Source organism: Rhizobium sp. SRI_017 (assembly GCF_057586295.1).
The window spans coordinates 91804-116428 of the sequence record NZ_JBYCZP010000002.1 but is presented as its reverse complement, the minus strand read 5'-3'; the positions used below and the strand labels follow the sequence as shown (position 1 = coordinate 116428).

The 24625-nt window shown below is 60.4% G+C and carries 28 protein-coding genes; 17 read left to right on the top strand and 11 right to left on the bottom strand.

Features of this window, described 5'->3' with window-relative positions:
* Positions 1 to 15 precede the first annotated feature (15 nt).
* Positions 16 to 990, bottom strand: coding sequence for a COG3904 family protein (locus AC2YI2_RS05335; RefSeq protein WP_487385405.1), 975 nt, complete (start codon positions 988 to 990; stop codon positions 16 to 18).
* A gap of 204 nt (positions 991 to 1194) precedes the next feature.
* Here AC2YI2_RS05335 and AC2YI2_RS05330 point away from each other — a divergent pair, with 204 nt between their 5' ends.
* Positions 1195 to 1722 (top strand): TIGR00645 family protein, encoded by a 528-nt coding sequence (locus AC2YI2_RS05330; RefSeq protein WP_487385404.1) that lies wholly within the window; start codon positions 1195 to 1197, stop codon positions 1720 to 1722.
* A gap of 70 nt (positions 1723 to 1792) precedes the next feature.
* Here AC2YI2_RS05330 and AC2YI2_RS05325 read toward each other — a convergent pair whose 3' ends face one another.
* The 5 genes from AC2YI2_RS05325 to AC2YI2_RS05305 all read right to left on the bottom strand — a co-directional run bounded on the left by AC2YI2_RS05325 (position 1793) and on the right by AC2YI2_RS05305 (position 5935).
* Entirely contained in the window at positions 1793 to 2110 is a 318-nt protein-coding gene (locus AC2YI2_RS05325; protein WP_487385403.1) for an ArsR/SmtB family transcription factor, read from the bottom strand.
* A 107-nt stretch (positions 2111 to 2217) separates the two neighbouring features.
* Positions 2218 to 3003, bottom strand: coding sequence for a HugZ family pyridoxamine 5'-phosphate oxidase (locus AC2YI2_RS05320; RefSeq protein ID WP_487385402.1), 786 nt, complete (start codon positions 3001 to 3003; stop codon positions 2218 to 2220).
* Between the two features lie 4 nt (positions 3004 to 3007).
* Positions 3008 to 4045, bottom strand: a complete 1038-nt coding sequence (gene choV, locus AC2YI2_RS05315) for a choline ABC transporter ATP-binding protein (protein WP_487385401.1) — start codon at positions 4043 to 4045, stop codon at positions 3008 to 3010.
* Positions 4042 to 4917 carry a choline ABC transporter permease subunit gene (gene choW / locus AC2YI2_RS05310; protein WP_487385400.1) on the bottom strand — a complete coding sequence of 292 codons (876 nt, stop codon included), beginning with the start codon at positions 4915 to 4917 and terminating at the stop codon, positions 4042 to 4044. The genes choV and choW overlap by 4 nt, the downstream gene beginning before the upstream one ends.
* Before the next feature lie 79 nt (positions 4918 to 4996).
* A complete protein-coding gene (locus tag AC2YI2_RS05305; protein WP_487385399.1) occupies positions 4997 to 5935 on the bottom strand; it encodes a choline ABC transporter substrate-binding protein in 939 nt (312 codons plus the stop codon).
* Here AC2YI2_RS05305 and AC2YI2_RS05300 point away from each other — a divergent pair.
* From AC2YI2_RS05300 to AC2YI2_RS05270, 7 genes are all read left to right on the top strand, one after another.
* On the top strand, positions 5934 to 6152 hold the full coding sequence (locus AC2YI2_RS05300) for a hypothetical protein (RefSeq protein ID WP_487385398.1): 219 nt from the start codon (positions 5934 to 5936) through the stop codon (positions 6150 to 6152). The genes AC2YI2_RS05305 and AC2YI2_RS05300 overlap by 2 nt on opposite strands.
* Positions 6152 to 6745 (top strand): thymidine kinase, encoded by a 594-nt coding sequence (locus AC2YI2_RS05295; RefSeq protein ID WP_487385397.1) that lies wholly within the window; start codon positions 6152 to 6154, stop codon positions 6743 to 6745. Before AC2YI2_RS05300 ends, AC2YI2_RS05295 begins: the two co-directional genes overlap by 1 nt.
* A 90-nt stretch (positions 6746 to 6835) precedes the next feature.
* On the top strand, positions 6836 to 7216 hold the full coding sequence (locus AC2YI2_RS05290) for a c-type cytochrome (protein ID WP_487385396.1): 381 nt from the start codon (positions 6836 to 6838) through the stop codon (positions 7214 to 7216).
* A 186-nt stretch (positions 7217 to 7402) separates the two neighbouring features.
* Entirely contained in the window at positions 7403 to 8491 is a 1089-nt protein-coding gene (locus tag AC2YI2_RS05285) for a hypothetical protein (protein ID WP_487385395.1), read from the top strand.
* Positions 8492 to 8576: 85 nt separating this feature from the next.
* Positions 8577 to 9458 (top strand): prohibitin family protein, encoded by an 882-nt coding sequence (locus tag AC2YI2_RS05280; RefSeq protein WP_487385394.1) that lies wholly within the window; start codon positions 8577 to 8579, stop codon positions 9456 to 9458.
* Positions 9459 to 9468: 10 nt separating this feature from the next.
* Positions 9469 to 10617, top strand: a complete 1149-nt coding sequence (locus AC2YI2_RS05275; RefSeq protein WP_487385393.1) for a hypothetical protein — start codon at positions 9469 to 9471, stop codon at positions 10615 to 10617.
* A gap of 291 nt (positions 10618 to 10908) precedes the next feature.
* Positions 10909 to 12825 (top strand): AAA family ATPase, encoded by a 1917-nt coding sequence (locus AC2YI2_RS05270; RefSeq protein ID WP_487385392.1) that lies wholly within the window; start codon positions 10909 to 10911, stop codon positions 12823 to 12825.
* 38 nt (positions 12826 to 12863) lie between these two features.
* Here the strand turns inward: AC2YI2_RS05270 and AC2YI2_RS05265 are convergent, their stop codons facing one another.
* Positions 12864 to 13181, bottom strand: a complete 318-nt coding sequence (locus AC2YI2_RS05265; RefSeq protein WP_487385391.1) for a hypothetical protein — start codon at positions 13179 to 13181, stop codon at positions 12864 to 12866.
* Between AC2YI2_RS05265 and AC2YI2_RS05260 the strand changes: the two genes are divergently transcribed.
* The 6 genes from AC2YI2_RS05260 to AC2YI2_RS05235 all read left to right on the top strand — a co-directional run bounded on the left by AC2YI2_RS05260 (position 13180) and on the right by AC2YI2_RS05235 (position 19341).
* Positions 13180 to 13521 (top strand): helix-turn-helix domain-containing protein, encoded by a 342-nt coding sequence (locus AC2YI2_RS05260; RefSeq protein WP_487385390.1) that lies wholly within the window; start codon positions 13180 to 13182, stop codon positions 13519 to 13521. The genes AC2YI2_RS05265 and AC2YI2_RS05260 overlap by 2 nt on opposite strands.
* Before the next feature lie 44 nt (positions 13522 to 13565).
* Positions 13566 to 14855: a DUF6638 family protein gene (locus tag AC2YI2_RS05255; protein WP_487385389.1), complete on the top strand. Its 1290-nt coding sequence runs from the start codon at positions 13566 to 13568 to the stop codon at positions 14853 to 14855.
* 4 nt (positions 14856 to 14859) lie between these two features.
* The gene (locus tag AC2YI2_RS05250; protein WP_487385388.1) at positions 14860 to 15981 is read left to right on the top strand and encodes a DUF2333 family protein; all 1122 of its coding nucleotides are present in this window, start codon (positions 14860 to 14862) and stop codon (positions 15979 to 15981) included.
* Between the two features lie 361 nt (positions 15982 to 16342).
* Positions 16343 to 17671: an omega-aminotransferase AptA gene (gene aptA, locus AC2YI2_RS05245; RefSeq protein WP_487385387.1), complete on the top strand. Its 1329-nt coding sequence runs from the start codon at positions 16343 to 16345 to the stop codon at positions 17669 to 17671.
* A 223-nt stretch (positions 17672 to 17894) separates the two neighbouring features.
* Complete coding sequence (locus AC2YI2_RS05240; RefSeq protein WP_487385386.1) at positions 17895 to 18593, top strand: pentapeptide repeat-containing protein; 699 nt, start codon at positions 17895 to 17897, stop codon at positions 18591 to 18593.
* 604 nt (positions 18594 to 19197) lie between these two features.
* Positions 19198 to 19341, top strand: a complete 144-nt coding sequence (locus AC2YI2_RS05235) for a DUF1127 domain-containing protein (protein ID WP_487385385.1) — start codon at positions 19198 to 19200, stop codon at positions 19339 to 19341.
* A 160-nt stretch (positions 19342 to 19501) separates the two neighbouring features.
* On the opposite strand, the gene AC2YI2_RS05230 is transcribed toward AC2YI2_RS05235, so the two are convergent.
* Complete coding sequence (locus tag AC2YI2_RS05230) at positions 19502 to 19738, bottom strand: hypothetical protein (RefSeq protein WP_487385384.1); 237 nt, start codon at positions 19736 to 19738, stop codon at positions 19502 to 19504.
* Between the two features lie 153 nt (positions 19739 to 19891).
* On the opposite strand from AC2YI2_RS05230, the gene AC2YI2_RS05225 reads away from it, so the two are divergent.
* Positions 19892 to 20611, top strand: coding sequence for a BA14K family protein (locus AC2YI2_RS05225; RefSeq protein WP_487385383.1), 720 nt, complete (start codon positions 19892 to 19894; stop codon positions 20609 to 20611).
* A gap of 456 nt (positions 20612 to 21067) precedes the next feature.
* On the opposite strand, the gene AC2YI2_RS05220 is transcribed toward AC2YI2_RS05225, so the two are convergent.
* Positions 21068 to 22291 carry an MFS transporter gene (locus AC2YI2_RS05220; protein ID WP_487385382.1) on the bottom strand — a complete coding sequence of 408 codons (1224 nt, stop codon included), beginning with the start codon at positions 22289 to 22291 and terminating at the stop codon, positions 21068 to 21070.
* A gap of 120 nt (positions 22292 to 22411) precedes the next feature.
* On the opposite strand from AC2YI2_RS05220, the gene AC2YI2_RS05215 reads away from it, so the two are divergent.
* On the top strand, positions 22412 to 23002 hold the full coding sequence (locus AC2YI2_RS05215; protein ID WP_487385381.1) for a TetR/AcrR family transcriptional regulator: 591 nt from the start codon (positions 22412 to 22414) through the stop codon (positions 23000 to 23002).
* Between the two features lie 74 nt (positions 23003 to 23076).
* On the top strand, positions 23077 to 23217 hold the full coding sequence (locus tag AC2YI2_RS05210; protein WP_487385380.1) for a hypothetical protein: 141 nt from the start codon (positions 23077 to 23079) through the stop codon (positions 23215 to 23217).
* A gap of 85 nt (positions 23218 to 23302) precedes the next feature.
* On the opposite strand, the gene AC2YI2_RS05205 is transcribed toward AC2YI2_RS05210, so the two are convergent.
* Positions 23303 to 23794 carry a hypothetical protein gene (locus AC2YI2_RS05205; RefSeq protein ID WP_487385379.1) on the bottom strand — a complete coding sequence of 164 codons (492 nt, stop codon included), beginning with the start codon at positions 23792 to 23794 and terminating at the stop codon, positions 23303 to 23305.
* Positions 23795 to 24004: 210 nt separating this feature from the next.
* A complete protein-coding gene (locus tag AC2YI2_RS05200) occupies positions 24005 to 24268 on the bottom strand; it encodes a hypothetical protein (RefSeq protein WP_487385378.1) in 264 nt (87 codons plus the stop codon).
* Between the last annotated feature and the right edge of the window lie 357 nt (positions 24269 to 24625).

The following is a 24625-nucleotide window of genomic DNA, read 5'->3' as shown; positions in this document are numbered from 1 at the left end:
ACGTCGGCACGAGCGTCAAGACGGTTTGCCCGGCCGGCCCTGCGGCAGGATCAACGTCGTCGGTTCAGGGCTGCGCAGCACGCAATGCCCCGGCCGATGCCGCTCGGCGCAGCGCTCCGGATCGGCCAATGTGTCCGATGACGTGAGTTCGGTGATCAGGCCGAGTGCCAGCATTTCATTGGGCTCGAGCCGGCGGATCTTGTCGGGCGGGGTCGAGAGCATCGCGTCGAGCAGCGATTTCTTGATGCCCATTTCCTTGAAATAGCCGAGCAGTGCCTTGCGCGTCGCCTTGGGCAACCGGGTGGAGGATTCGGTCCCCGCCTTCTTGCGCTTGACCACCTTGCGGCTGATCACCTTCTTCTTGCCGTTGATGATCTTGTAGCGTTCCTTGAAATAGACCCGCTCGCGCGCATAGACGGTGGTGATCTGGTGGACGCCGGTATGTGCCCACTGACTGGAATAGCGATTTTCGCCGGCCGCCAGCACAAGCGGGCAGGCCGACCAGCAGAAGGCGCCGGCCGAAAATGCGATGCCGAGATACTGGCCCTTGTCCGGCCCGTTCGGCGGGCAATCGTCGTCGCGCGGCGAACAGGCGATGAACCGCGTCGCACTCACTTCGACATCGATGCGGAGCTTGCGCACCATGCGGCCCATTTCGAGCGCCGCCATGACATTGCCACCCGGCGATACGATGAGCAGCGGCAGCTTGCGATCGCCGACCCGCTTCAGCACCTTCTTGAAGGCAGCCGGCGTGCCGTTGACGATCTGGCCCTCGCCGTAGATCCATTCCGGGCAGTTCGGCTCGCAATAGCCGGCGCCGGAGCGGACGACTGAAAAGACCATCGGCAGTTCGAGCGGATTGACCTTCTCCTCCACCGCCTTTGTCTCTGCGGCCGTGGAGAAACTGCTGAATGTTGTGACGAAGAGCAGCGACGCCGCAGCGAGCACTGAGAGCAATTTCCCCGGCAATGTCGTCAGTTTTATCGTCACAGAGCCCGCGTCGACCGATTTGCGTATGGAGGAGAATTAGGGATTGCTGGAATCCGCCGCAAGTGCGCAGGAGCAACACCGTCCGACATCCGTCATTGGAGGTCTCTTCCCCTGTCGCAAGGGCGCTTGTTCACAGGGCTCCATTGTTGCAGTCGCCTGATGTCCGGCGTATTGGCTCCGGAGGACATCAAGGGGACGCTGCGCATGAAATCACTCGAGCTTTTCGTCGAACGCATCATTCTGGCGGCGCGCTGGATCCTCGTCGTGTTCTATCTCGGGCTTGCCGCAGCACTTCTCCTTTACGCCGCATCCTTTGTCGGCAAGTTCCTCAAGATCGCGGGCACGGTGATGTCGCTCGGCGAGGCGGACATGATCCTGGCCATGCTCGGCCTGATCGATGCGGCGCTGGTCGCCAGCCTCGTGGTGATGGTGATGATCTCAGGCTACGAAAATTTCGTCAGCCGCTTCGACGAGCATGATGGCGAAGTGTCCTTCCTCGGCAAGCTCGATGCCGGCAGCCTGAAGATCAAGGTCGCCTCCTCGATCGTCGCGATCTCGTCAATTCACTTGCTGCAGGTCTTCCTCAATGCCGAAAAATACGAGACCAACAAATTGATCATCATGACCGGTATACATCTCGCCTTCGTCGTGTCGGCGTTGATGCTTGGTGTCCTGGAGCGGCTGATGTCGAAGAAGAAGAACGAACAGGAAGACGGTTCGCCAAACGTATAGGCGCCCGGAACCGGTCCGGACGCAAATTGCGGGGTTCGCCGACGGCCTGCAAAGCTCGTCTCCTCGTATATCAGGCGGCGGATTTGTTCTCGGTCGATATGCCGTAGATGGTCTCGAGCGCGTCGAGGATCGTCAGAACCTGGGCCGCGTTGCTCGAATAATAAATGGTCTGAGCATCGCGGCGCGTCTTCACCAGCTTTTGCGCGCGCAATTTGGACAAGTGTTGCGACAGCGCCGACTGGCTCAAGCCGACCTGATTGGCCAGCACGCCGACAGGCACCTCGCCATTGACCAGATTGCACAGAATGAGCAACCTTTTGGGGTTGGCCATAGCCGAGAGCAAAGCAGCTGCAGACGTAGAATGTTCTGAAAGCTTTCTCATTTTCATGACAAGGTACTTTCGCCTAACTTATTGAATGGCCGCTCAGTCAAAATCGCCAGCGGTCTGAAATGGAATGCAAAATCATATAAATCAGGATTTTCGTTTGTACACCGTTAATTTTTTGGAAACCAATTTAGAACATTCGAATATTCTGCAATCAAGCCGCTAGGAGTCATAATGTGGTCTACCAGCACCACTCGATGGAGCTTCTCCTTGCGCGCGATATCAATGCCCTCAGCGTCGATACCACTGATATACCAATTTGCTGTTTTTTCTTGAAAATAGTGCTCAGCGAGCGCATTCGCCACGTTGCAACCGAGCTTTTCAAGCTCAGCGATGAAGTACAACTCTTGCGTGCTCAGATAATTGTTGAGTGGCGAAGTAATGATTAGGTCGTCCCCAGAAATTATGTATGCACGTCCGAAGCCGCCATTCAGGCTGGCAGATTTTGGCACAAGTCGAAAGAAAGCGAAGTCCCGAAACGAAGCATAGAGCTTCGCTTTGGGGTGGCGGCGAAGAAAACGGCTTCTTGTACGACTGTCCGATTCGCTATCATGCGGTATTCGTTCGGCGTCGCAGAGTACAGTGATGCGGGGCCAGGCCATCGGGTCGCCCTTGCCCGGCTCGCCGAACAGAAGCGCGCAACGCGGATCATTGAGCAGCGCCTTGGTATGGGTCGCGAGCATCGAGGTGAGTATGACAGGCACGCCGTCGATATCCGTGCCCGTCAGCACCCGGCTGGCGAAAGGATGTCCGGTTTCGGGCTCGAGCACGCTCAGAGCACCGAAGCGTGCCTCGCGGACGAGCTTGCGGGCGAGTTTCAGCGACGTCTCGTCGGTGGGTCGGATGACAGACTTCGGCTCCGCCTGGGATTTCCCGTCGGAGCCATCGCCTTCCATCGTGTCAAACCTTGCGATGCCGGGTCAGCCCGCTCACCACGTCCTGAGCCGAGATGACGCCGACGACGACACCGTTGTCGACGACACCGACCACGCCGGGTTGACGAGTCATGGCGTCGAGCACCTCGGTGAGCCGCGCAGTAGGCGTTGCCGTGGCAGACACAGTCTCATGGGGCGCTGCAGCGCCGGCGCGCATGACGTCGGACGCCGTCAGCATGTTGATCGGATTCATGTTCTGCACGAAATCCGCCACATACTGGTTGATCGGATTACGCACGATATCCTGCGGCGTACCGCACTGGACGATATGCCCGCCTTCCATGATCGCGATCCGGTTGCCGATGCGGAACGCCTCGTCGAGATCGTGGGAAACGAAGAGGATCGTCTTCTTGAGCCGCCGCTGGAATTCGAGCAGTTCGTCCTGCAGGCGCGTGCGGATCAGCGGGTCGAGCGCCGAGAACGGCTCGTCCATCAGAAGGATCGGCGCGCCGGTGGCAAAGGCCCGGGCCAGGCCCACGCGCTGCTGCATGCCGCCCGAAAGCTCCTGCACCTTGCGGTCCGCCCATTTGGCGAGGTTCACCAGTTCGAGCTGCTCGGTAACCGTCTTCTTCCGCTGATCATCGGGGACGCCGGCGAGCTCCAGGCCGAAGCCGACATTCTCCGCAACCGTCCGCCAGGGCAAGAGGCCGAACTGCTGGAACACCATCGAGACGGTGTGCATCCTGAGATCGCGCAGTTTCTGCGGCGGGCACTTGTAGGGATTGGTCGTGTTGCCGCCGGAAAACACATTCACCTCGCCGCGCACCACAGGCGCCAGCGCATTGACCGCGCGCAGCAGCGTCGACTTGCCTGACCCGGACAGCCCCATCAGCACGAGGATCTCGCCCTCCTCGATATCGAGCGAAGCATTGGCGACACCGAGCACGAGACCGGTGGCGGCGCTGATCTCGTCGCGGGTCTTGCCGGCATCGGCCATGGCGAGCGCACGCTCGGGCTGATTGCCGAAGACGATGGAGACATTGTCGAAACGGACAGCGGTCATGCCTTGTCTCCTTCGTCACCGGATCGGAACACGCGGTCGAGAATGATGGCGAGGATCACGATGCAGAGGCCCGAGGCGAAGCCCTGGGCGATATTGACCGAGTTCAGCGCCCGCACCACAGGCACACCAAGCCCGTTTGCGCCGACCAGCGCGGCGATGACCACCATGGACAGCGACAGCATGATCGTCTGCGTCAGGCCCGCCATGATCTGGGGCTGGGCGAAGGGCAGTTCGACCTTGGTCAGCACCTGGCGCGGCGTCGCGCCAAAGGCCTGCGCGGCTTCGACCAGCGACGGCGGTGTCGAGATGATGCCGAGGCGCGTCAGTCGTATGGGCGCGGGGATGGCGAAGATCACGGTCGCGATCAGGCCGGGCACCATGCCAAGGCCGAACAGGATCAGCGCGGGGATCAGATAGACGAATGTCGGAATGGTCTGCATCAGGTCCAGGATCGGCCGGATGATCGCGTAGAGCCACGGCCTGCGGGCGGCAGCGATGCCGATCGGCACCCCGATCAGCATGGAAACGGTCGCGGCCGCCAACACCAGTGCCAGCGTGTCCATAGTCTCCTTCCAGTAACCCTGGTTGAGGATCAGGAGCAGACCGATGAATGTGAAGGCAGCGACGCCGACAGACCGGCGAATCAGCCAGGCCAGGCCGGTCAGCACCAGGATCATGAAGACGGGATAGAAATCCTCTAACACAGTGCCGCGCAGAAACGGCCCCTGAAGCACGTAGAGCATCGCCTTGATGCCGCCGTCGAGAACCACTTTGATGAAATCGAAGAAGAATTTCAGATTGGTCGTAAGCCAGTCGACGACGGTCTTCGCCCATGGTCCGACGGGAATCTTGTTATCGGTCAGCCAGTCCATACGCGTCCCCCGTCCGCCGGCTTGTCATGTCGGACAGAGCGGTTTCCCGCTCCGTCCATCGCAGTCGTGCATAGGCAGATCAGAGACCCAGTTCGCTCTTGACCGCTCCAACGGCGTCGCCGCCGTCCTTCGTCGTCACGCCCTTGAGCCAGGGCTCGAACGCGGTCGGATTGGCCTTCAGCCAGGTGGTCGCGGCCGCTTCCGGCTGCTCGCCACCGTCGATGATCAGCTTCATCACCTCGTTCTCCATCTGCAGCGAGAACTTGAGGTTCTTGAGGAAGGCGCCAACATTCGTGCATTCAGAGACGTAGCCGGCACGGGTGTTGGTGTAGATCGTTGCACCGCCGAGATTCGGACCGAACACCTCGTCGCCGCCCGTCAGGTAGGTCAGCTTGAAGTTGGCGTTCATCGGATGCGGTTCCCAACCGAGAAAGACGATAGGCTTGCCGTCGGCATTGAGCTTGGCGGCCTGGGCCAGCATGCCCTGTTCCGAGGATTCGACCAGTTCCACGCCCTTGAGGCCGAACTTGTCGCTTTCGATCATGCCGAGGATCAGGCGGTTGCCATCATTGCCGGGCTCGATGCCATAGATCTTGTTGTCCAGCGCGTCCTTGTGCTTGGCGATATCGGCGAAATCCTTGATGCCGAGCGCGGCACCTGCCTCGTTGGTCGTCAGCGTATATTTCGCACCTTCGAGATTGGCGTCGAGCACATCGACAGTCTTGGCGTCGCGGAAAGGCTTGAGGTCGGCTTCCATCGTCGGCATCCAGTTGCCGAGGAAGACGTCGATGTCCTTGTTGGCCATGGACTGGTAGGTGACCGGAACCGAGAGCACCTTTACGTCGGTCTCATAACCGAGTGCTTTGAGGATCACGGATGCCGTGCCGGTGGTCGCTGCAATGTCGGACCAGCCCACATCGGCGAAACGCACCGTCCCGCAGCTCTCCGGCTCGGCAGCGAAAGCTGCACCCGCCGAAAGGCTCAGGGCGAGGAAGGTGGAAGCTAGAAGTCTTGTCATGGTCGTTCTCCCAGTTGTTCTTATGGGCGACAGCCAATCACCAATGAAAGGCAAATTCAAGCGGATAGGCGCCGCCTATCTGCGCATTAGCGACCTTTCCGTGCCGTTTGCGGAAAGGAGCCGGTTTGGGCCCACAGAAAGCTGTGTCTTTCGTGCCGTAGCGGTGGCAATCCGCAAATCGATTGCGCATGAGGAAGTGACAGAAGGGATTCCTTGATGGCAAAGCTCTATTTCTCCTACTCCACCATGAATGCCGGCAAGTCGACCATGCTGATGCAGGCCTCCTACAATTACCAGGAGCGGGGCATGCGCACGGTCATCCTGATCGCGGCAATTGATGATCGCGCCGGATTTGGCAAAGTCTCTTCGCGAATCGGTCTTGAGGCCGACGCCATTCCCTTTCATCCAGGCGATGACCTCTACGCGTTGCTCGAGGGCCTGAACCGGAAAGAGCGGATCGCCTGCATCTTCATCGACGAGTCGCAGTTCCTCGAACGCGACCAGGTCTGGCAGCTCGCCCATGTCGTCGATCGTCTCGACATCCCGGTCATGGCCTATGGCCTCAGGACGGATTTCCAGGGCGAACTCTTTCCCGGTTCCAAGGAGTTGCTCGCCATCGCCGACGAGCTGCGCGAGGTCCGCACGATCTGCCATTGCGGCCGCAAGGCCACGATGGTGGCCCGACTGGACGCGGAGGGCAAGGTACTGCGCGAAGGCGCCCAGATCGACATCGGCGGCAACGACAAATATGTTTCCTATTGCCGCCGCCACTGGGAAGCGCTGATGCATGGCGGCGCCCCTGCCGAATAGCGGAAAGACGAACGCTTTCCATGTTTCGATCAGGGCGGCGAAAGCCGGAACCGGTAAAAGCGGTGCGATCGCTTTCCAATGGAGGACCCCGTGAAGCTCCGTCTTGCTCTTTTCTCCGCCGCACTCTGTTCCGTCACCGGTCTCGTTCATGCCGCCGATGCCGCGCATGGCGCCGTCGTTTTCAAGAAATGTATGGCCTGTCACACTGCAACCGCGCCGACCAATCGCGTCGGCCCCAGCCTGCAGGGGCTCATTGGACGCCCCGTCGCGACGGCGGAGAACTTCAAATACAGCCAGGCGATGAAGGATTTCGGCGCCGGCAAGGTCTGGGACGAGGCGACGTTGACGACCTACCTCGCCGCGCCGAGGCAGGTGGTCAAGGGCACTTACATGGCCTTCCCCGGCCTCAAGGTACCCGAGGATATCGCCGATGTGATCGCCTACTTGAAGGACCCTGCGGCGGCAAACTAGTCGCTATCCCGACACATAAGCTGAATAATACGCGGTACTTGACCGTCAGAAAGCCGACACCAAATCTGGTTGAGGCGATCTGCCGGAGGGTACCCTTTTCAGTTTCAAAGCTGGCGAAAACGGGTATTGTCTGGCCGGATCATTGTCACAACCAGCTATGCAAGCTGTGGAAAACCGGGGAAAATCATGGCCACTCTTCAGTCCTTCGACGCGGAAATCCAGAAGACCCAGGCGGTCGTCAACGACATGCGCGGCAAGCTGGACGCCTCGACGAGCGTCCTCAACCAATTCGCCCAGGCGGATGCCAAGATCGGTGACGTCAATTTCGACATCGAAAATGCCCGCATCCAGGACGTCATCAACCAGCAGAAGGTCATGGAAGGCAACATCGCCGACCTCATCATCGGCCTGGAAGACGCGACCAATGTCTTCGGCACCGAATTCGAAAGCATGAAGAGCCAGACCGGCTGGGAAAAGTTCATCGGCATCTTCTCCAAGCAGTCGGCCCAGCGGATGCGCACCGAGCGCGTCCGCAACATGTCGCTCGCCGGCAACCTGCAGGAACTGCTTGCCAAGTCCGACTCGATCGTCGGCATGCTGAAAGAGCAGAAATCCGTGCTTGAAATGCGCTACAAGCAGTCGGAAGCCAATCTCGTGCAGGTCATCCAGCGCCGCAAGAACACCATCACCAATCTCGAAGCCGTGCAGAAGCGCATCGAGGAACTCAACCCGCTGCTGATGGACATCGAGAACAAGATCGCCTCCGCGACCGACCAGGTCGCCCGCCAGGATCTCGAAGCCGAGCGCTCCAAGCTCGCGACCGAATATAACGAAAAGCAGGCCAAGGAGCAGGAACTGCTCGCCGAAAGCCAGACGCTGGAACGCTACACCTCGATGTTCCAGACCTTCGTCGACTCGCTCAACAACCAGCTTGCGGCGCAGAACACGCTGATCAACAAGCTGACCATCGATACCGAACAGCGCATCGTCCTCTACAAGGCGCTCGAAGACTCGCTGAAGACCGCCGCCCAGCAGGACGTCGCCCACAAGATCAACACGCTCGGCAGCCAGGTCGATACCGCCGCGGAGGAAACCATGGCCGGCATCGGTGCCGCTTCCCAGAAGCATATCGGCGACCTGCTCGAAATGCATGAAAAGAACATGCTCGCGACCCAGGACATCCAGCGCCGGAAGAAGCTGGCCGACGATGCCTTCGCGCGCCGCTTCCAGAGCGTGCTCGAAAAGCACAATTCTGCGAATTACGTGAAGCAGTAAGATAGATATCCGGGTTGGTTACCTGGTGGCCGGCCATGCCGGTCGCCAGATTAGTCATGTGAGCGAACCCATGGGGGAGATTTGAATGGCCGAAGCAACGGCGCCTGCATCGACACGAGGATTTCTGAGGACAGCGGCCATCGCAGTCGTCGCCGGCCTCGCCGCGCTGATCATCTTCGGTGGCAGCTTCTACACCATCGACCAGGGCGAGCGGGGTGTGATCCTTCGCTACGGCGCGGTGGTCGGCACGGCCGAGCCGGGCCTCGGCTTCAAGCTGCCGCTCATCGATACCGTCGTGAAGATCTCGGTCCAGAGCCGCGCCAAGGTCTATGACAACGTCAACACCTATTCCCGCGACCAGCAGCCGGCCAATATCACGATCTCCGTGAACTACCGCCTGCCGACCGACCAGGTCGAAAAGATCTATGCCGAATATGGCGGCGAGGACGGCATCGTCAACCGCCTCATCGACCGCCGCGTTTTCGAGCAGTTGAAGAACGTCTTCGGTCGCTTCAACGCAGTGACCGCAATCCAGGACCGTGCCAAGCTGAATGCCGAGACCGAAGACGCGATCCGCAAATTCATCGTCGGGCCGGTGGTGATCGAGAGCGTGCAGATCGAAAACATCGATTTCTCCGACGCCTATGAGCAGTCGATTGAAAACCGCATGCTGGCCGAGGTTGAGGTCCAGAAGCTGCAACAGAATGCCGAACGCGAAAAGGTGCAGGCGCAGATTACTGTGACCCAGGCACAGGCCCGCGCCGACGCCGTTCGTGCCGAAGCCGAAGCCAATGCGGCAGCAACCCGCCTCGCCGGCGATGCCGAGGCCGATGCGATCCGGGCCAAGGGCGCGGCGCTCCGCGACAATCCCGAACTCATCAACCTGACCGCCGCGGAGAAGTGGAACGGCGCGCTTCCCTCCACCATGGTGCCGGGTTCGGCCCTGCCCTTCATCGGCGTGAAATAGGAAGGCTGACATGACCTCGGCCGATGCCGCCGTGCAGCAATATTTCCAGACCGTCCGGGCCGCCTTTGCCGGCCTGGAAGTCTATCTCGACGATGTGACGCGGAACAATCCGCCGGCGCGTGATCTCACGGCTTCGCTCATCATGAAATATGTCGAGCGGCTCATGACGTCGCTGCGCTGTTGGGAAAACAAGACCGGCTTCCTCGAACGCTTCCGCATCTCGCGTGCTGAATCCGGCTTTCCGATCTACCAGAACGTGCTCGAACTCGAGAACGACCGGAAGACCGCGCCCGAACGCCTCGCCCAGATCCCTGATGGCAACAAGCTCCGCGCCGAGATGGTCGATTTCATCCTGCGCAACAAGGCTTTCCCGGAAGCCCTGCAGGGCCGCATGGCCGAGCGCCTCTATCTCGAAGAGGTGGTCAAGGGCGACGTGTTCTCACCAGTTATTCTGCCGGAAACCTCTGGCGTCACCATCAACCCCGACAACCGCAGGCCAGTGATCGTGGCCAACTGGGCCTCCTTCGACGGCAGCCAGACACTGCCGATGATCTATGTCGCCAAGATCGAGGATTCCTCCGAGAACATGGCGCGGATGCTGGTCACCCGCGACGGCAAGCTCAACACCGATATCGACATTCCGCTCCCCGTCGGTGGCCTGCTCAATCCGGAACTCGCCGCCCGTTTCGACGACTTCGTCATCCGCAATTCGAGCTACACGCTCTCGCCGGTGACGATCGCGACCAACATGGACAAGGATTTCCCGACGCTGCACCCCAAGCAGCTCCGCCGCATCGTGATCGGCCCCTTCTATTCCGCCGGGATCACCGAAAACAACGAGATCATCAACGGCATTCTCTCCCGCGTGCGTCGACCCGAAAATGCCTGGCTGCTGACCTGGACAGTGCAGGAAGTGTTCTCGACACGCGAAAGACCCGAGGTGAAAGGCTTCTTCTCCTCGACGCCGGCGAGCCAGGAGTTCCATATCGACACCACCAATATGGAAGCCTCCCGCATGGGCGTCTCCGGCTTCGAGAAGCACGCGCTGGTTCCGCACGAGGCCTATACCGCGCTTTACGCCTCCAACGAAGCCGAGAAGATATTCGCCGGCTACAAGGTGCATGTGATTTCAGGGAACCAGGTGACGAGTCAGGTTTAGCTCGACGGAGCCTGACGCGTTTACCCCTCACCAACTTTGGCCATGGGTTCACGATCGTTCACCCGGCCTTCGTATCCTCTCCCACAAGGGGAGAGGTCGGTGCCACAAGCCCGGCCTTTCTCTGAGGCGAGGCAGCGCCGCGAGTTTCACCTCTCCCCTTGTGGGAGAGAATAGCAAGGCCGCGAGAGGCAAAGCCGATCGCATGGCCGCGCTTGGTGAGGGGTAACTCGCCGAGCACAACAGCCAACACGGGGCACCTGCCCGACCCGATCGACGAAAGGAATAGCTCCCATGTCCCTGAACACCGGTCTCACCGCCATCCCCGAAGAGGATATCGCCAAGCACCAGTCGATCGCCCAGAGCTTCGTCACCAAGGTGGTGATGCTGGAAAACGACGGCGGCACTTCGGGCACGGCGATCGCCGGCACCGGCCGCCGCTTCGTTTCAACGGTCTCGACATCTGGCGCCCGCAAGACGCGCGAGGTCTCGCTGGCCGCGGTCATCCAGTCCATCCGCGCTGGCGACCAGATGCTGTCGCCAAACCAGCACGCCCTGCTCTACCGCGCCCGCCGCGGAACCATGATCGGCCTGGCTGTCGCCGATGTCTTTGCCCGCCACACCAATCTCGAGGGCCTGCAGGCGCGCAACACCACCGCTCCCCTCCAGGGCCCGGATGCCGACAATTTCAAGGCCCTGCTCTCGGCGGCGGCCTATATCACTGCCTTCACACTTTCAGCCTATCTCACCACCACGCTTCCCGGTGAAGGCGAACCCGGCGAGGATGTCGCCGAGCCCGACTACCTCTTCGATACGCCGCAGGATGCAGCGAAATCGCTGATCGCCGGCCTCGAACGAGCCATCCAGGGCTCGCCCGACGACACGACCATGATCTCCCGCGCCCGCGCCTTCGCCCGGGTCGCGACCGAAGGCCTGATCTCGCGCAAGGCCCGCTTCACCGGCCTCGCTGCCTTCGAGAACGCCCATATCCGCATCGAGCAGGACGATTTCGACCTCAACGGCTTCGACGTCAAGCCGGGCGCCAAGCGCAAGCCGCTGGTCATGTCGTTCAAGAAACCCGAAGAGGTCGTCGGCAACCACATCGCCAAATACCAGAGCATGAAGCTCGCCAAGATGATCATGGCCTACGATTTCGAGCGCCAGATGAACCCTTTCGTCGAGCTCGGCGGCTTCCTGTTCACCTTCATCGGCGACGGCATGCCCGGCACCGGCAAGACGACCTTGATCCAGATGATCGCCGGCCTGATGAACGATTACTGCCAGGTCGCCGGCTACGCCTTCCACTACGAGAACTTCGGCGTCGACCAGATTTCCTCCTACCAGGGCAAGTCGGGCCAGAATTGCAAGGACTTCATCAACAATGTGATGAACCCCAAGGCGATCGGCTTCGGCACGATCGACGACGTCGATCAGGTCGCCGCCAAGCGCTCCGACGATCGCGCCTCCGCCGGCCAGCAGGAAGTGACCGCCGTGCTGATGGAGAGCTTCGCCGGCGCATCGACGGTCGTGCGCGGCAACGCCACTTTCGGCATGTTCTCGAACTACCCTGAAAATGTCGACGACGCGCTGCGCCAGCGCGCCGGCGCCCGCTGGCTGGTCGACGGGCCGCAGACCCGCGAGGACTATATCGACATCTTCGCGCTGCTCGCCGGCAAGAACCACACGATTCCGCTCGGCGAACACCAGCTCTTCGCCAACCAAGAAATCAAGAAGGCTGTCTCCGATACCTATTCGGCCCATGCCAAGCCGCATGAAGAGGGTCTCGCCGCTGTCTGGGAACGTTTCGAGAAGGAAAAGGGCGGCCTCAAGACCATCGCCGATGTCGGCACCTACCTTCACATGATCCGCGTTGCCGAACCCCGCTTCACCGGTCGTGCGGTCAAGAACATCACCGACGCAATCAAGATGCGCGCCATGGATGTCGAGCTTCCAGACCTATGGTTCGAGAAGCCGGAAACCTTCATGCACAAGTCCTACGACGACAAGAAAGCGATGATTGCGGAACTTCGTGGTCCGATCACGCTCGACATGATCCTCCAGGAGATCAACCGCTACGGCGACTCCGAATTCCGCTACACCGACAAGTCCGACGATGCCGCCATCAACGACATCATCCGCCGCGAACGCCAGCGCGAGAAGGCGATCCGCGAGATCGAGGCAATGCGGAAGGACGGACGGTGGGGTGCGTGAGTTAGCTTATAGCGAATATCATTGTGCTTCGCCGTAATCTAGGCTACTAAATGGGCGAGAAAATAGCCTACAGCAAACAAGCAATCAAAACGCTTGCGAAGCTGCCGGCAAACGAATCCACACGTATCTGATCGAAACTTCGCCAGTATGCCGACGATCACGCCTCGCAGGCAAACAATGTCAAAAAGCTTCAGGGACGGGACGCCTACAGGCTCAGAGTCGGCGACTGGCGCGTCATCTTCGACGAAAATGATGTCGTCATCGACGTGATCAGGATCGGCGCGCGGGGCGACGTCTACAAGGAGTGAGACCATGAATACGGCGGTTTCGTTCAAGACCCCGAATGGCGAGGACATGATCGTCCTCAGCAAATCCGATTACGAAATGCTGCTGGAAAGGGCGGAACTCGCCGAGGACATCGCCGCCGTCGATGCTTATCGCAAGAAGCTGGCGGCCGGCGAGGAGGAAGCCATCCCCGAGGAATTCGCCAACCGATTGATTGACGGCGAAAACCCTATTCGTGTCTATCGCGAATTACGCGGATTGAGTGCGAGGGAACTTGCAGAGAAAACAGGCATCAGCGCAGCTTTCCTGTCTGAAATCGAGAACAGCAAGAAGGAGGGTGGCGTTTCGACATTGAAAAAAATCGCCCAAGCTCTACGGGTAACCATCGACGATCTTGTCGATGGTGACTAAGAAATTATTGCATCGCCCGCGTGAACTCGTGAACAGTTGACCGCATGAAACGCCTCCTCGAAGCCGAACTGATCTATGGACGCCTGATGACGGTCAACGAGCCGCATCTGATCGGCCGTTACAACAAGGCGCTCAAGGGTTTCGGCCTGCCGGAGACGAAGCTCGAGGAATTCGACATCGACATGACCGGATTCTCGCCCCAGGTCGCAGCCGAGTTGAACGACCGTGACTATCTCGATCCCAACCGCGTCAACCGGCGCTTCATCATCCTCACCCCCGGCCAGGAGCAGTTGCCCGTCGTCCATACGAGCTTCTCCAACACGGCCGCACTGATGCACGAATTCTTCAACGCCAATGCGCGCGCCATTAATGCCGTGACGATCAAGGACGCGCTCTATGGTGAGATCGAGGATTCCGTCGCCTCGGTCGATCACATCGAGGATCTGCTCTCGATCAACGAGGTGCATTTCAAGGTCTATTCGGCCGAGGATATCCTCGGCAAGGCGGCGAAGCTGCGCGAACTCGCCGACATGCTGGTCTCCAAACCCGATGCCTGGCGTGACGACGACATGCTCAACCGCATGGTCGAGCTCGCCAAGGCCACTGGCGACATCCGCCAGAACATGCTCGTGCCGGACCAGCTCGTCTTCCGCCACGATGCCTTCTGGGCCAATCATTTCGGTGGCGTCTTCGTCTTTCATGACGGCCGTAACACGACCGTCATCTGCAAGTCCGACGTTCCCGGCTTCCGCAAGGCGCGGCCCTGGCAGGTTTCCTATATCGATATCGAGGACTACGACACGATCTACGGCTTTCTTGCCCGGACACAAAGGCTCGAATTGCCGCAGGGTTCGTGGATCCGGGACTCTGGCCTGCTCGAACATCGCATGGAAATGAGCCTGCTGAGCCTCGCCGGCGAGAACGATCCGACCTTCGACCCCGCCAAGGCGGACCGGGTCTGGCTGCAGACATGGGCGCATATGAACGCCAAGCTCGTCGCCGACGAAGGCAACTACCCGTTCCTGGCGGAGATGCAGCGGCAGATCGTGGCGACCGGGCAGATCCGCATGCGCGATGTCGCCGCCCGCTTCCGCTTCCTGCTGGTGCGCGCCAACCCCGATCATCCGGACAAATGGCTGGTCAACCAGCTGATTTCACTGTTGCAGCCCTTCGATTTCGTCTCCCGGTACGTCTTCGACAAGCAGGGCTTCTACGAAGCCTATGAACGCTACCCGGAGAAGTTCCAGGAACACGTTGTGAAGACGCTGCAGGATACTTATCTCACTGACAAGACTGCCTTCCGCCGCCGGCTATACGGCATCAAAGAGGACTGACCAAATGCTCGACCCGATCATTCTGTTCATACAGAACATCTTCAGCGCGATCGGACGCGGCATCGGCTATGTCATTGCCTGGATCCTCTTTCCGTTCATGAGCGCGGGCCGCTGGTATGCCTCGCGCGGCATGATCATCAAGGGCGTCGTCGGCATCCTTTTCGTGCTGCTCGTCGTTGTCTACGCCCATTTTGTCTGGATCACACAGACCTGGACGGGGTTCGATCCGGACTATGTCGCCAGCTACAAGTTCGAGCAGCAGAAACTGCCGGCCGGCAAGGAACTGCCCGGCGAAGATCCCGCCGCACCGAAGAAGTGCCAGCCCTCGGCAATCGTCGCGGTCACGGCCGGCCTGATCGACATGGAGGTTAACCAGAATACCTGGATCTCTTCGGCGCCGCTCTACAAGCTCGGCTTCTTCGGCATCGATTGGGACCACACGCCCTGGCTCGACAACAAGGCAAGTTTCCAGCGCGGCGTGAACCAGGCCGTCCGCCGCACGACGATCGAGCTCGTCGACTCGCTCGCCCGCGTTCGCGGCACCTCGGGCACCAATGCGCAACTCCAGGAAGCCCGGCAGGACATGCAGTATGATGAAAGCTCCTGGTATGTCAGCTTGTCACCCTTCGGCTTCCGCACGCCGACGCCAAGCGTCTACCAGACGGCCATCGGCCACCTGAACACGTTCAACACCGAGCTCGGCCAATGCAAATCGACCTTCGACGGCCGTTCGGACAACTTGCTCGAATTCATCGACCGCATCTCCAACGACCTCGGCAATACGTCGAATATCCTGAAGGAGCGCTCAGCGAACTACAATGCCGGCTGGTTCGACACCCGGGCCGACGATCGCTTCTGGTTCGCCTATGGCCAGCTCTATGGCTATTACGGCATCCTGTCGGCAGCCCGCGTCGATTTCTCGGAAACGATCCGCGAGCGCAATCTCGCCGCGCTCTGGAACACGATGCTCGGCCGCTACCGTGATGCGCTCGACATCCAGCCTTGGATCATCTCGAATGGCGCCGAGGACGGCATGCTCATGCCGTCGCATCTCGCAACCCAGGGCTTCTATCTGCTCAACGCCCGTACGAGCCTCACCGAGATCCGCGACGTTCTCGATCGCTAAGGCGCAAAAGAAAGCTCCGTCTCCCGAGGTCACCGGAAGACGGAGCGATGCGAGCATTCGCTATTTCTAAGGCGGGCACGCCAGTCGTTTTGCCCTGGACCAGTCCTGTCCGCCGCACACATCACTGACACGATAAACTTGCGTCGGACTTGCACCTTCGTGCCCGCAACATGCGCGCCCGATCAATTCCGGTGATCTCTTATGAAATTCTTTGGCCCGCCTTGACCGCAACGGGCGAATTGATAACGTCCCGCGTGATGAACAGGACGCGCCCCGCTCGCCCGAAATGCCGTAATTTCCCGGCCATTCGGCGACCATGAAGGACAAAGGCGCGGCTTAAACCCTTCCGGAGCTGAGATCCATGTCAAATCGCCTGAACACGACGCCCAATGATATGCGGGCGTTCTGGATGCCCTTCACCGCGAACCGCCAGTTCAAGAAGGAACCCAGGCTCTTCGTCTCCGCCCAGGACATGTATTACAAGACCCATGACGGCCGCACCGTGCTCGACGGCACCGCCGGCCTCTGGTGCGTCAATGCCGGCCATTGCCGCCCGAAGATCACCGAAGCCATCCGCCAGCAGGCCGGCGAGCTCGACTATGCGCCCGCCTTCCAGCTCGGCCACCCCAAGGCCTTCGAACTCGCCAACCGTCTGATCGACATCGCCCCCGACGGCATGAGCCATGTTCTCTACACGAACTCCGGCTCTGAATCGGTCGAGACCGCGCTCAAGGTCGCGCTAGCCTATCACCGCGTGAAGGGCAACGGCTCGCGCACCCGCCTGATCGGCCGCGAGCGCGGCTATCACGGTGTCAATTTCGGCGGCATCTCGGTCGGCGGCATCGTTGCCAACCGCAAGATGTTCGGCACGCTGCTGACCGGCGTCGACCACATGCCGCATACCCATTTCCCGGACAAGAACGCCTTCACCAAGGGCGAGCCGGAACATGGCGGCGACATCGCCTCCGAACTCGAGCGCATCGTCACCCTGCATGATGCCTCGACCATCGCCGCCGTCATCGTCGAGCCGGTCGCCGGCTCGACCGGCGTCATCCTGCCGCCCAAGGGCTATCTGAAGAAGCTGCGCGAGATCTGCACCAAGCACGGCATCCTCTTGATCTTCGACGAAGTCATCACCGGCTTTGGCCGCCTCGGCACGCCCTTCGCTTCACAGTATTTCGACGTCAAGCCCGACATGATCACCATGGCCAAGGGTCTCACCAATGGCGTGATCCCGATGGGCGCCGTCTATGTGACCGAGGAAATCCACGACGCCTTCATGCAGGGACCCGAACACATGATCGAGTTCTTCCACGGCTACACCTATTCGGGCAACCCGATCGCCTGCGCCGCAGCACTCGGCACGCTCGACACCTACAAGGAAGAGGGCCTGCTCACCCGCGGCGCCGAAATGGCCTCCTACTGGGAGGATGCGCTACATTCGCTCAAGGACTGCCCGCATGTCATCGACATCAGGAATATCGGCCTGATCGGCGCGATCGAGCTGAAGCCGATCGACGGCGAGCCGACCAAGCGCGCCTTCTCGGCCTTCCTCAAGGCCTATGAGAAGGGCCTGCTGATCCGCACGACGGGCGACATCATCGCGCTGTCGCCTCCGCTGATCATCGAGAAGAGCCATATCGACGAACTTGTCGGCAAGCTGCGCGACGTGCTGGTCGCCAACGCCTGATCGCGTCGGACCCTGATCGCGTCGAACAATGAATGCATTTGGGCGGTCGCGAGGCCGCCCTAATTGTTTGAGGACCCCATGCATTGTAAGACGCCTGACATCGGTCCCATGTCATCATCGCGCTATTGGAATGCAGGGCTTTCCGATACTACATGTTGGCTGTGGTCACATTGGCTGGTTAGAACGGGGCCGGTCCGAACGGGGTAAGGCGATGAAGGTTCGCATGAAATCCATCCTCTCGCTGGCGCTTCTGGTTGGCGCGTTCCTGGGCGCTTCCTGGCAGCCCGCCGCCGCGATTGATTGCCGTAGCGCACCGGCTCCCGGCATCGACTGGCAGGGCTGCGACAAGAAGCTCCTGATGCTCGGCGGCAGCGACCTCCAGGACGCAAGACTTGGGGAAGCAGATTTCAGCACAACGGACCTGCGCGGTGCGAACCTGGTCGGTGCGAATCTCGAAAAGGCAAAGTTCATCCGCGCCACCCTGGCCGGCGCGTCTGCCAAGGGCACAAATTTCGCCCGGGTCGAAGCCTACCGCACCGACTTCAGCAGCCTGATCGCCGACGATGCCAGCTTTGAAAGCGCCGAATTGCAGCGTTCCAATTTCGGGAATGCCCAGCTCTTGAATGCCAACTTTACCAAGGCCGATCTCGGTCGATCGCAGTTCGACGGCGCGGAAGTCGGCGGTAGCCGCTTCGCGCTCGCCAACCTCGCCCGCGCCGATTTCCGCAAGGCGACCTTTTCCAAGCCGGCCAATTTCGACCGCGCCTTCCTCTTTCTGACCCGCATCGAAGATGTCGATCTCGCTGCCGCTACCGGCCTGGTCCAATGGCAGATCGACATGGCCTGCGGCAACGACGAAACGGTACTCCCCGCAGGATTGAAAAAGCCGGCGAACTGGCCCTGCAAGTTCGAGCAGGACTAACGGAGCACAACGCTTCGCTCCCAACTTCCCTCAGGAACCGAACAACCGGCCAATCGCGTCGGCGTAAGGGCCGATCGCTTCCGGATTGCGCGGCGATAGGCTGCAGTCGAATTACCGATCCCATGCCGCCGTAAAAGTTAACCCGCCCGCGCCGAATGCCCAGCGCGGGCGGAGTCTTTCGCCAGCTGGTGACGGGCTGGCTGCGAGAGGCGATTCCCGCTCGCTGGCACCCTTCTACTTCACGCTCGGCGCGATGGCTGCAACCGGGGGAACACATTGACAAAAAAGAAAAACCGGCCGCGAGAGCGACCGGCTGAGTTGCATATCTTTGCAAGGGAGATACGAAACGCGTTATCGCCCGCCATTGTTTCAACAGCACGTCGGGCGGAAGCTGACGGGCGTCGACGTCGATGATCTCAGCAAGGATTGTTTCGCCTTCTAGGCGCCCACAGTCGTTCAACAACCGGCCCATGCATCAGTCGCATGGCTGGCTTGATCGTTATGCTCCTACTGCCGAAACGGACGATCCCCATATCTAGGTCATCAAGACGCCGGACCGAAGAACGGAAGCCGACGTCACCAAGACCCACGAAAGGGGATTATCATGAACGTCGCACGTAGCTTCAACAACTGGCTCTCTTATCGCCGCGCCCTCACTGAACTCGGTCGCCTCAATGGCCGCGCGCTGCAGGACATCGGCGTCAGTAGAGAACAGATCCCGGCTCTGGCCCGCGCCTCGGTCCGCTAAGCCAGTCAGGCAAGGCGCTGAGCGGATCTCCGCCCGCCAAACCAATGTCCTCCCATGCGAAACGCCCGCTGATGAAGCGGGCGTTTTCTGTTGATAATCGGTTGGTCAACCGCACCGGAAACAACTCGGTACGTCCGCTGACTCTCTCCGACAGGGGCCGTCAGAAACTCGGAAACACTGGCGGGGCTTTCGCTATCGTCGATGACGCTGCCAGGCAGTGCTGGTAGAGCCGGTCATTGTCGGTGATGCCGCCCTGATAGGCATTGATGATGAAGCGGCCAAGCCAATCCTTCTTGTCGCCGTCGTCCTTGAAGCATGCGTCCTGTGTCAACCGCTTGAAAACGTCCTGGACAATGATGAATTCGCCCGGCTCAAGCGTCCCTGTGAAACGCGCCATACGTCCGCCCCCGAATCATTAGCACATCCTTAATATGTAGGAAAAAGTTCCATCCGCCAGTGCGAAATTTCGCACTGCTCATCCTGGCAGACTTCGGAACCTCTCCGGATTCAGGGCATTTCGATGAAAATCGCCTTGCGAATGGAGAGCGCCATGAAGACGATCGCGGCCCTGATAGCAGCTCTTCTCCTGTCTCTGACGACATTCGTTGCGGGTCTGGCGCTCGCACTGACCTATCTCAATGCCGGCGAGCCCGGCCACCGGCTCGATGCACGGAATACAGCATCGCTGTGGTCCACAGAACCGGTCTCGATCGACAGGAAATCTCAGTCCTTCGAGCGGCTGCCGGCACGTATCCTGCCCAAGGCGGAAAAGGTCGCCGCCAACCATATCGACGGACTGGGTGCAAAAGCCATCAAGACCACCTTGTTGAGTAACGCTGCGACGGTAGACCCCGTAACCACAGGTGCCATCGAGGACCCGACAACGGACCCGGCCGCCAATACCTGGCGGAGCACCGCCCATGCCGCCTGGTGCGCCCGCCGCTACCGCTCCTACAATGCCGAGGACAACAGCTATCGTCCCTATGGCGGCGGGCGCCGCGCCTGCGAGTCGCCCTATTCCGTCCTGACCACCGCCACGGCCCCGGGCGAGGTCACCGAAGACACCGATCCGGTCGCCGCCGCCTCTCATGCACAACCGGTCATGGATACCGAGCGGCGGCCGTTGGAACAGGTCGCCTACGAAGACAGCGTGAACCCTTACGCCGATGGCGACCATGTGCAATCCTGCTTCGACCGCTACCGCTCCTATCGTCCGGAAGACAACAGCTACCAGCCGTTCGATGGCGGACCGCGGCGGCAGTGCCGTTGAGAGGCGACCGAACCTGGCGGGGAATGTTGAGCCTGCCCATGAAGGCGGCTGCGTGCCCTCAACTCACGGTCAGGCCACAATCATGACACCCTTTATCAAATTATTGAAATAGCTGAGAAATCAAAGAATTTTCGGAACGGTTCGACTCGTCGCGACTTCCTTGAACAACAGAGGATCTCGACAGTGAAACCGGATCACCGCACCCCAAATCTGCGGGCGCTCGCGCTCGCCGTAACCGTTCTCAGCGCAATCACGGCAACGCTGCTCATCTCGCAGGCCAGCCTCGCCGCATCGCCAGGCCCTGCCGGCTATGGAATAGATGAAACCGTCACATTGTCGGCGGAAGGATACGGCCGATAATGGGAATGCAACATATCGTCTGATCTCGCCAGGCGAACGAAAATGGGCCGAACGAGGAATTTCCGTCCGACCCATTTTTTCTGCTTCCTTGAACGACTATTCGGCCGCCTGCAGCACACATTCCCCATTGCAATCGCTGTCGCCGGCGAGAACCCGCTGGCCGAGCGCGATGATCACCGCTGCCGAACCCGCCGCTGCCACCGACACCCAGAAGCCGTTCTGTGCCCCAAAATTGTCCACGACCCAGCCGGTGACGAAGGCGCCGAGTGCCATCCCGATGCCGATGCCGGTCATCACCCAGGTCACGCCCTCGGTGAGTTGGGCCTCGGGCACGCGCCGTTCGATCAGGCCGAAGGCGGTGATGAAGGTCGGCGAGATCGAGATGCCACTGACGAAGACGGCGAGTGCCAGAAGGGCCACGGAACTCCCCGCCACGACCAGCGGCAGCGCGGTTACGGTCAGCACGCCGGTCGCGATCAGCAACTGCTTCTCGAGCGCCAGCTTGGGGTTGAGCGCACCGAGCACCAGGCCGAGCACGAAGGAACCGAGCGCATAGACGCCGATCACCAGGCTCGCCGCATTGGGCTGGCCGAGCTCCTTGGTGATCGCCACTACACTCACCTCGGCGGTCGCAAAGGTCGCGCCGACGAAGATCAGCGCTGCGGTGATGATCTGCACGGCACGCAGCCGGATGGCTGAGCCCCGGGTGACGCCAGGCTCGACGGCCCGCACCTTCGGCTCGGTGCCGCGCTGGGCGATGAAGGCGAACGAGCCGAGCGCCAGGAAGGCCGTGCTGATCAGCATACCCGCCTCGGGAAACAGGGCCACCGCAAGTCCCACGGAGAGCGAGGCGCCGGCAATATAGACCAGTTCGTCGGCCGCACTTTCAAAGGCAAAGGCGGTGTTGAGCTCCGGCCGGTTGCGGAAGAGCTCGCTCCAGCGCGCCCGCAGCAGCGCTGGAATGCTCGGCATCACCGCAGCAAGAAAGGCCGAGAGAAACAGCGTCCAGGCCGGCCAATGTTGGTTTGCAGCGAGGATCAGCGCGCTGAAGGCTGCGACCGATATGATCGTCGTCGGAATGAGAATCGCCGACTGGCCGAGCCGGTCGACATAGCGCGAAATCTGCGGCGAAATCAGCGCATTGGTCAGCGCAAATGTCGCCGAGACCGCACCGGCGAGCCAGTACTCGCCATGGGTCTGGGACAGCATGGCGACGATGCCGATCGGCGCCATGGCAACGGGAAGGCGGGCGAAGAAGCCGGCCGCGGAGAAGCCCTTGGCCCCCGGCGTCGCGAAGATCTCTCTATACGGATTTGACATGGCACGCTCCTGTCAGATATCGAATGCAGTGATTACATACGCGGCGTATGTGAACGAGATAATCACATACGCCGCGTATGTCAACACTGACATACGTCACGTATGTAAAAAGGAGACGCGATGGCAAAGCTGCGTACAGAAATGATCGCCGAGACCCGCGCCAAGCTTCTCGCCGCCGGCCGCCATGCCTTCGGCACGATCGGTTATGCGGAAGCCTCGATGGATGATTTCACCAGCGCAGCGGGGCTGACGCGCGGCGCGCTCTATCATCATTTCGGCGACAAGAAGGGCCTGCTCAAGGCGGTGATCGAGGAGATCGACACGGAGATGACCGTCCGCCTCAACAAGGTCAACGCCGCCGGCTCTACCCGCTGGCAGGGCTTCGTCGACGAATGCGCAGCCTATATCGAAATGGCGCTCGAGCCCGAAATCCAGCGCATCATGTTCCGCGACGCGCCGGCCGTACTCGGTGACATTTCGCAATGGCAGAACGCGCCGGGCTGCATCGCAACGCTCAGCCGCAGCATCGAGAGGCTCAAGGCCGATGGCGAGATCATCGACATAGACACCGAAGCCGCCGCCCGCCTGATCAATGGCGCAAGCAGCCACATGGCGTTGTGGATCGCCAACGCGGACAAGCCGGAGGAGGTCTCACAGCAGGCCCTGGCCGGCTTCCGCATGATGATGGAAGGCCTGCGCAAGCCGAAGTGACGGCCCCTTTTCCATTTTGGTTGGAACCTTGTCCGCGCCACAGGTGTTTATTACTGCAGCTTTGGAGCACCCCGATGAAATTTCGCAAAATTCTCAAGTCGACCGCGGCAATTCTTGCCCCGCCGACGGTTCGCGTCCTGCCGACCCTCTTGCGCAGCGTCGCCACCGCGACCCGAACTACACCTAAGACCGAGACGGCCACAGCAACGCGGTGACAGCGCTTTCCGAAAAAAGCCTCGACTTGCTGCTCGACGGCCTCTCTCCAAACGCTGAATTCGTTATCCACCCTGCCCGACCCCGTCAGGCATGACGGCGAATCAGTACCTTTAGACGACGGATGATGCGCCGGCTCATATTCCGGAAGACGTCCCGGATCTCTCCTGCCCGATCGGCAACCCAGGCGAACCACCGATAGCTGAGCAGCTTGGCGCGTCCCGCGTGGTAGATGCGCTCGACAAGTACGAAGGTAAGAAGCTGCGCAAGCAGGAATGTAATCAAGCCAAGGACCACCCTGCCCTTGGCGAACAGGATGAGGGCAACCAGCTTGAGGGGCTCAGCGACCAGAAACGGAACGGCGAAGACAACGAGTATCGCCCAACGCGGAAGTGCAGAGACTTGCCGGTCGAGAAAGACAAAAAAGGGATGACCCAGAATTCTTCTGACGACCGGCAGATAGACCGGCCGGAGAAGCTCGTCGACAAAAACCGCCAGCGCGATCACGAGCTTCACGGGCAGCAGGACTGCCCAGAGCGCGAATGCGGCGATTGAGGTGGAGGGTGGTCTTCTCGGCATTTGCCTTAGATGGTGGCTTGGCGCGCAGATTGAAATGTCACCGGACGCAGAAAGAGCTTATGCCAAGGATTGACGATAGGAACCCATAGGATCGATCCTTGGTATTAGGTCCATTCGGAACCCGTCATCACAGTGTCAAGTTAGCCGGCGAACCTTGCATGCGGGACTGTCCTTTGCGGCTCGGTTAGCCCGCCTAGGCACCGCTGCCGCTTACCGCTCCACACCCACCGACCGCGTGGCAACGAATGCCCGGGCCGAAACCATGACCATCACCTTGCTTTGCTCATTCCAACCGGGCGCCCTGGTGGAAACGAAAGCCGGCGGTTCGGCCGCGTGGATCGGCCGAAACTGCGCCGGTATTTCAGCCGCCACGAGGGGAGCGGCTGCGGGACCCTGGCTGCGGACCTCTGTGACGACGGCCGAGGTGGTGAAGCCGAGAACGGTGGCGAGCACTGCGATGATGACGTTTGCCATGCCCTTCCCCTTTCTCTCCAGTTTGATCCCTGTCAACTTGAGGATAGGATTTAGAGACCGCTTGTTTCACGAAGACGACGTTCATTCGCATGCAAATGATAATTCGTTTCAGCGCGCACTCTTGAGAAAGCGAAGATTCTGAACCCTCAAACGAACCCTGCCTGAACGCGCAAAAAAATCTTCATCCCCTTCATCCCCGCCCGTTTCACCCATGCGATAATCACCCCCGTCCCGCATCGGCTACAACGCATGGCGATGCGTCGAGGCGGGGCCGGTGCCTGGCATGGAGAGACGACGCAAAGCTCCATATCAGGGCCCGTGCAGAAAATGGTCCTCCTCAGGCCTGAAAAAGGGCCT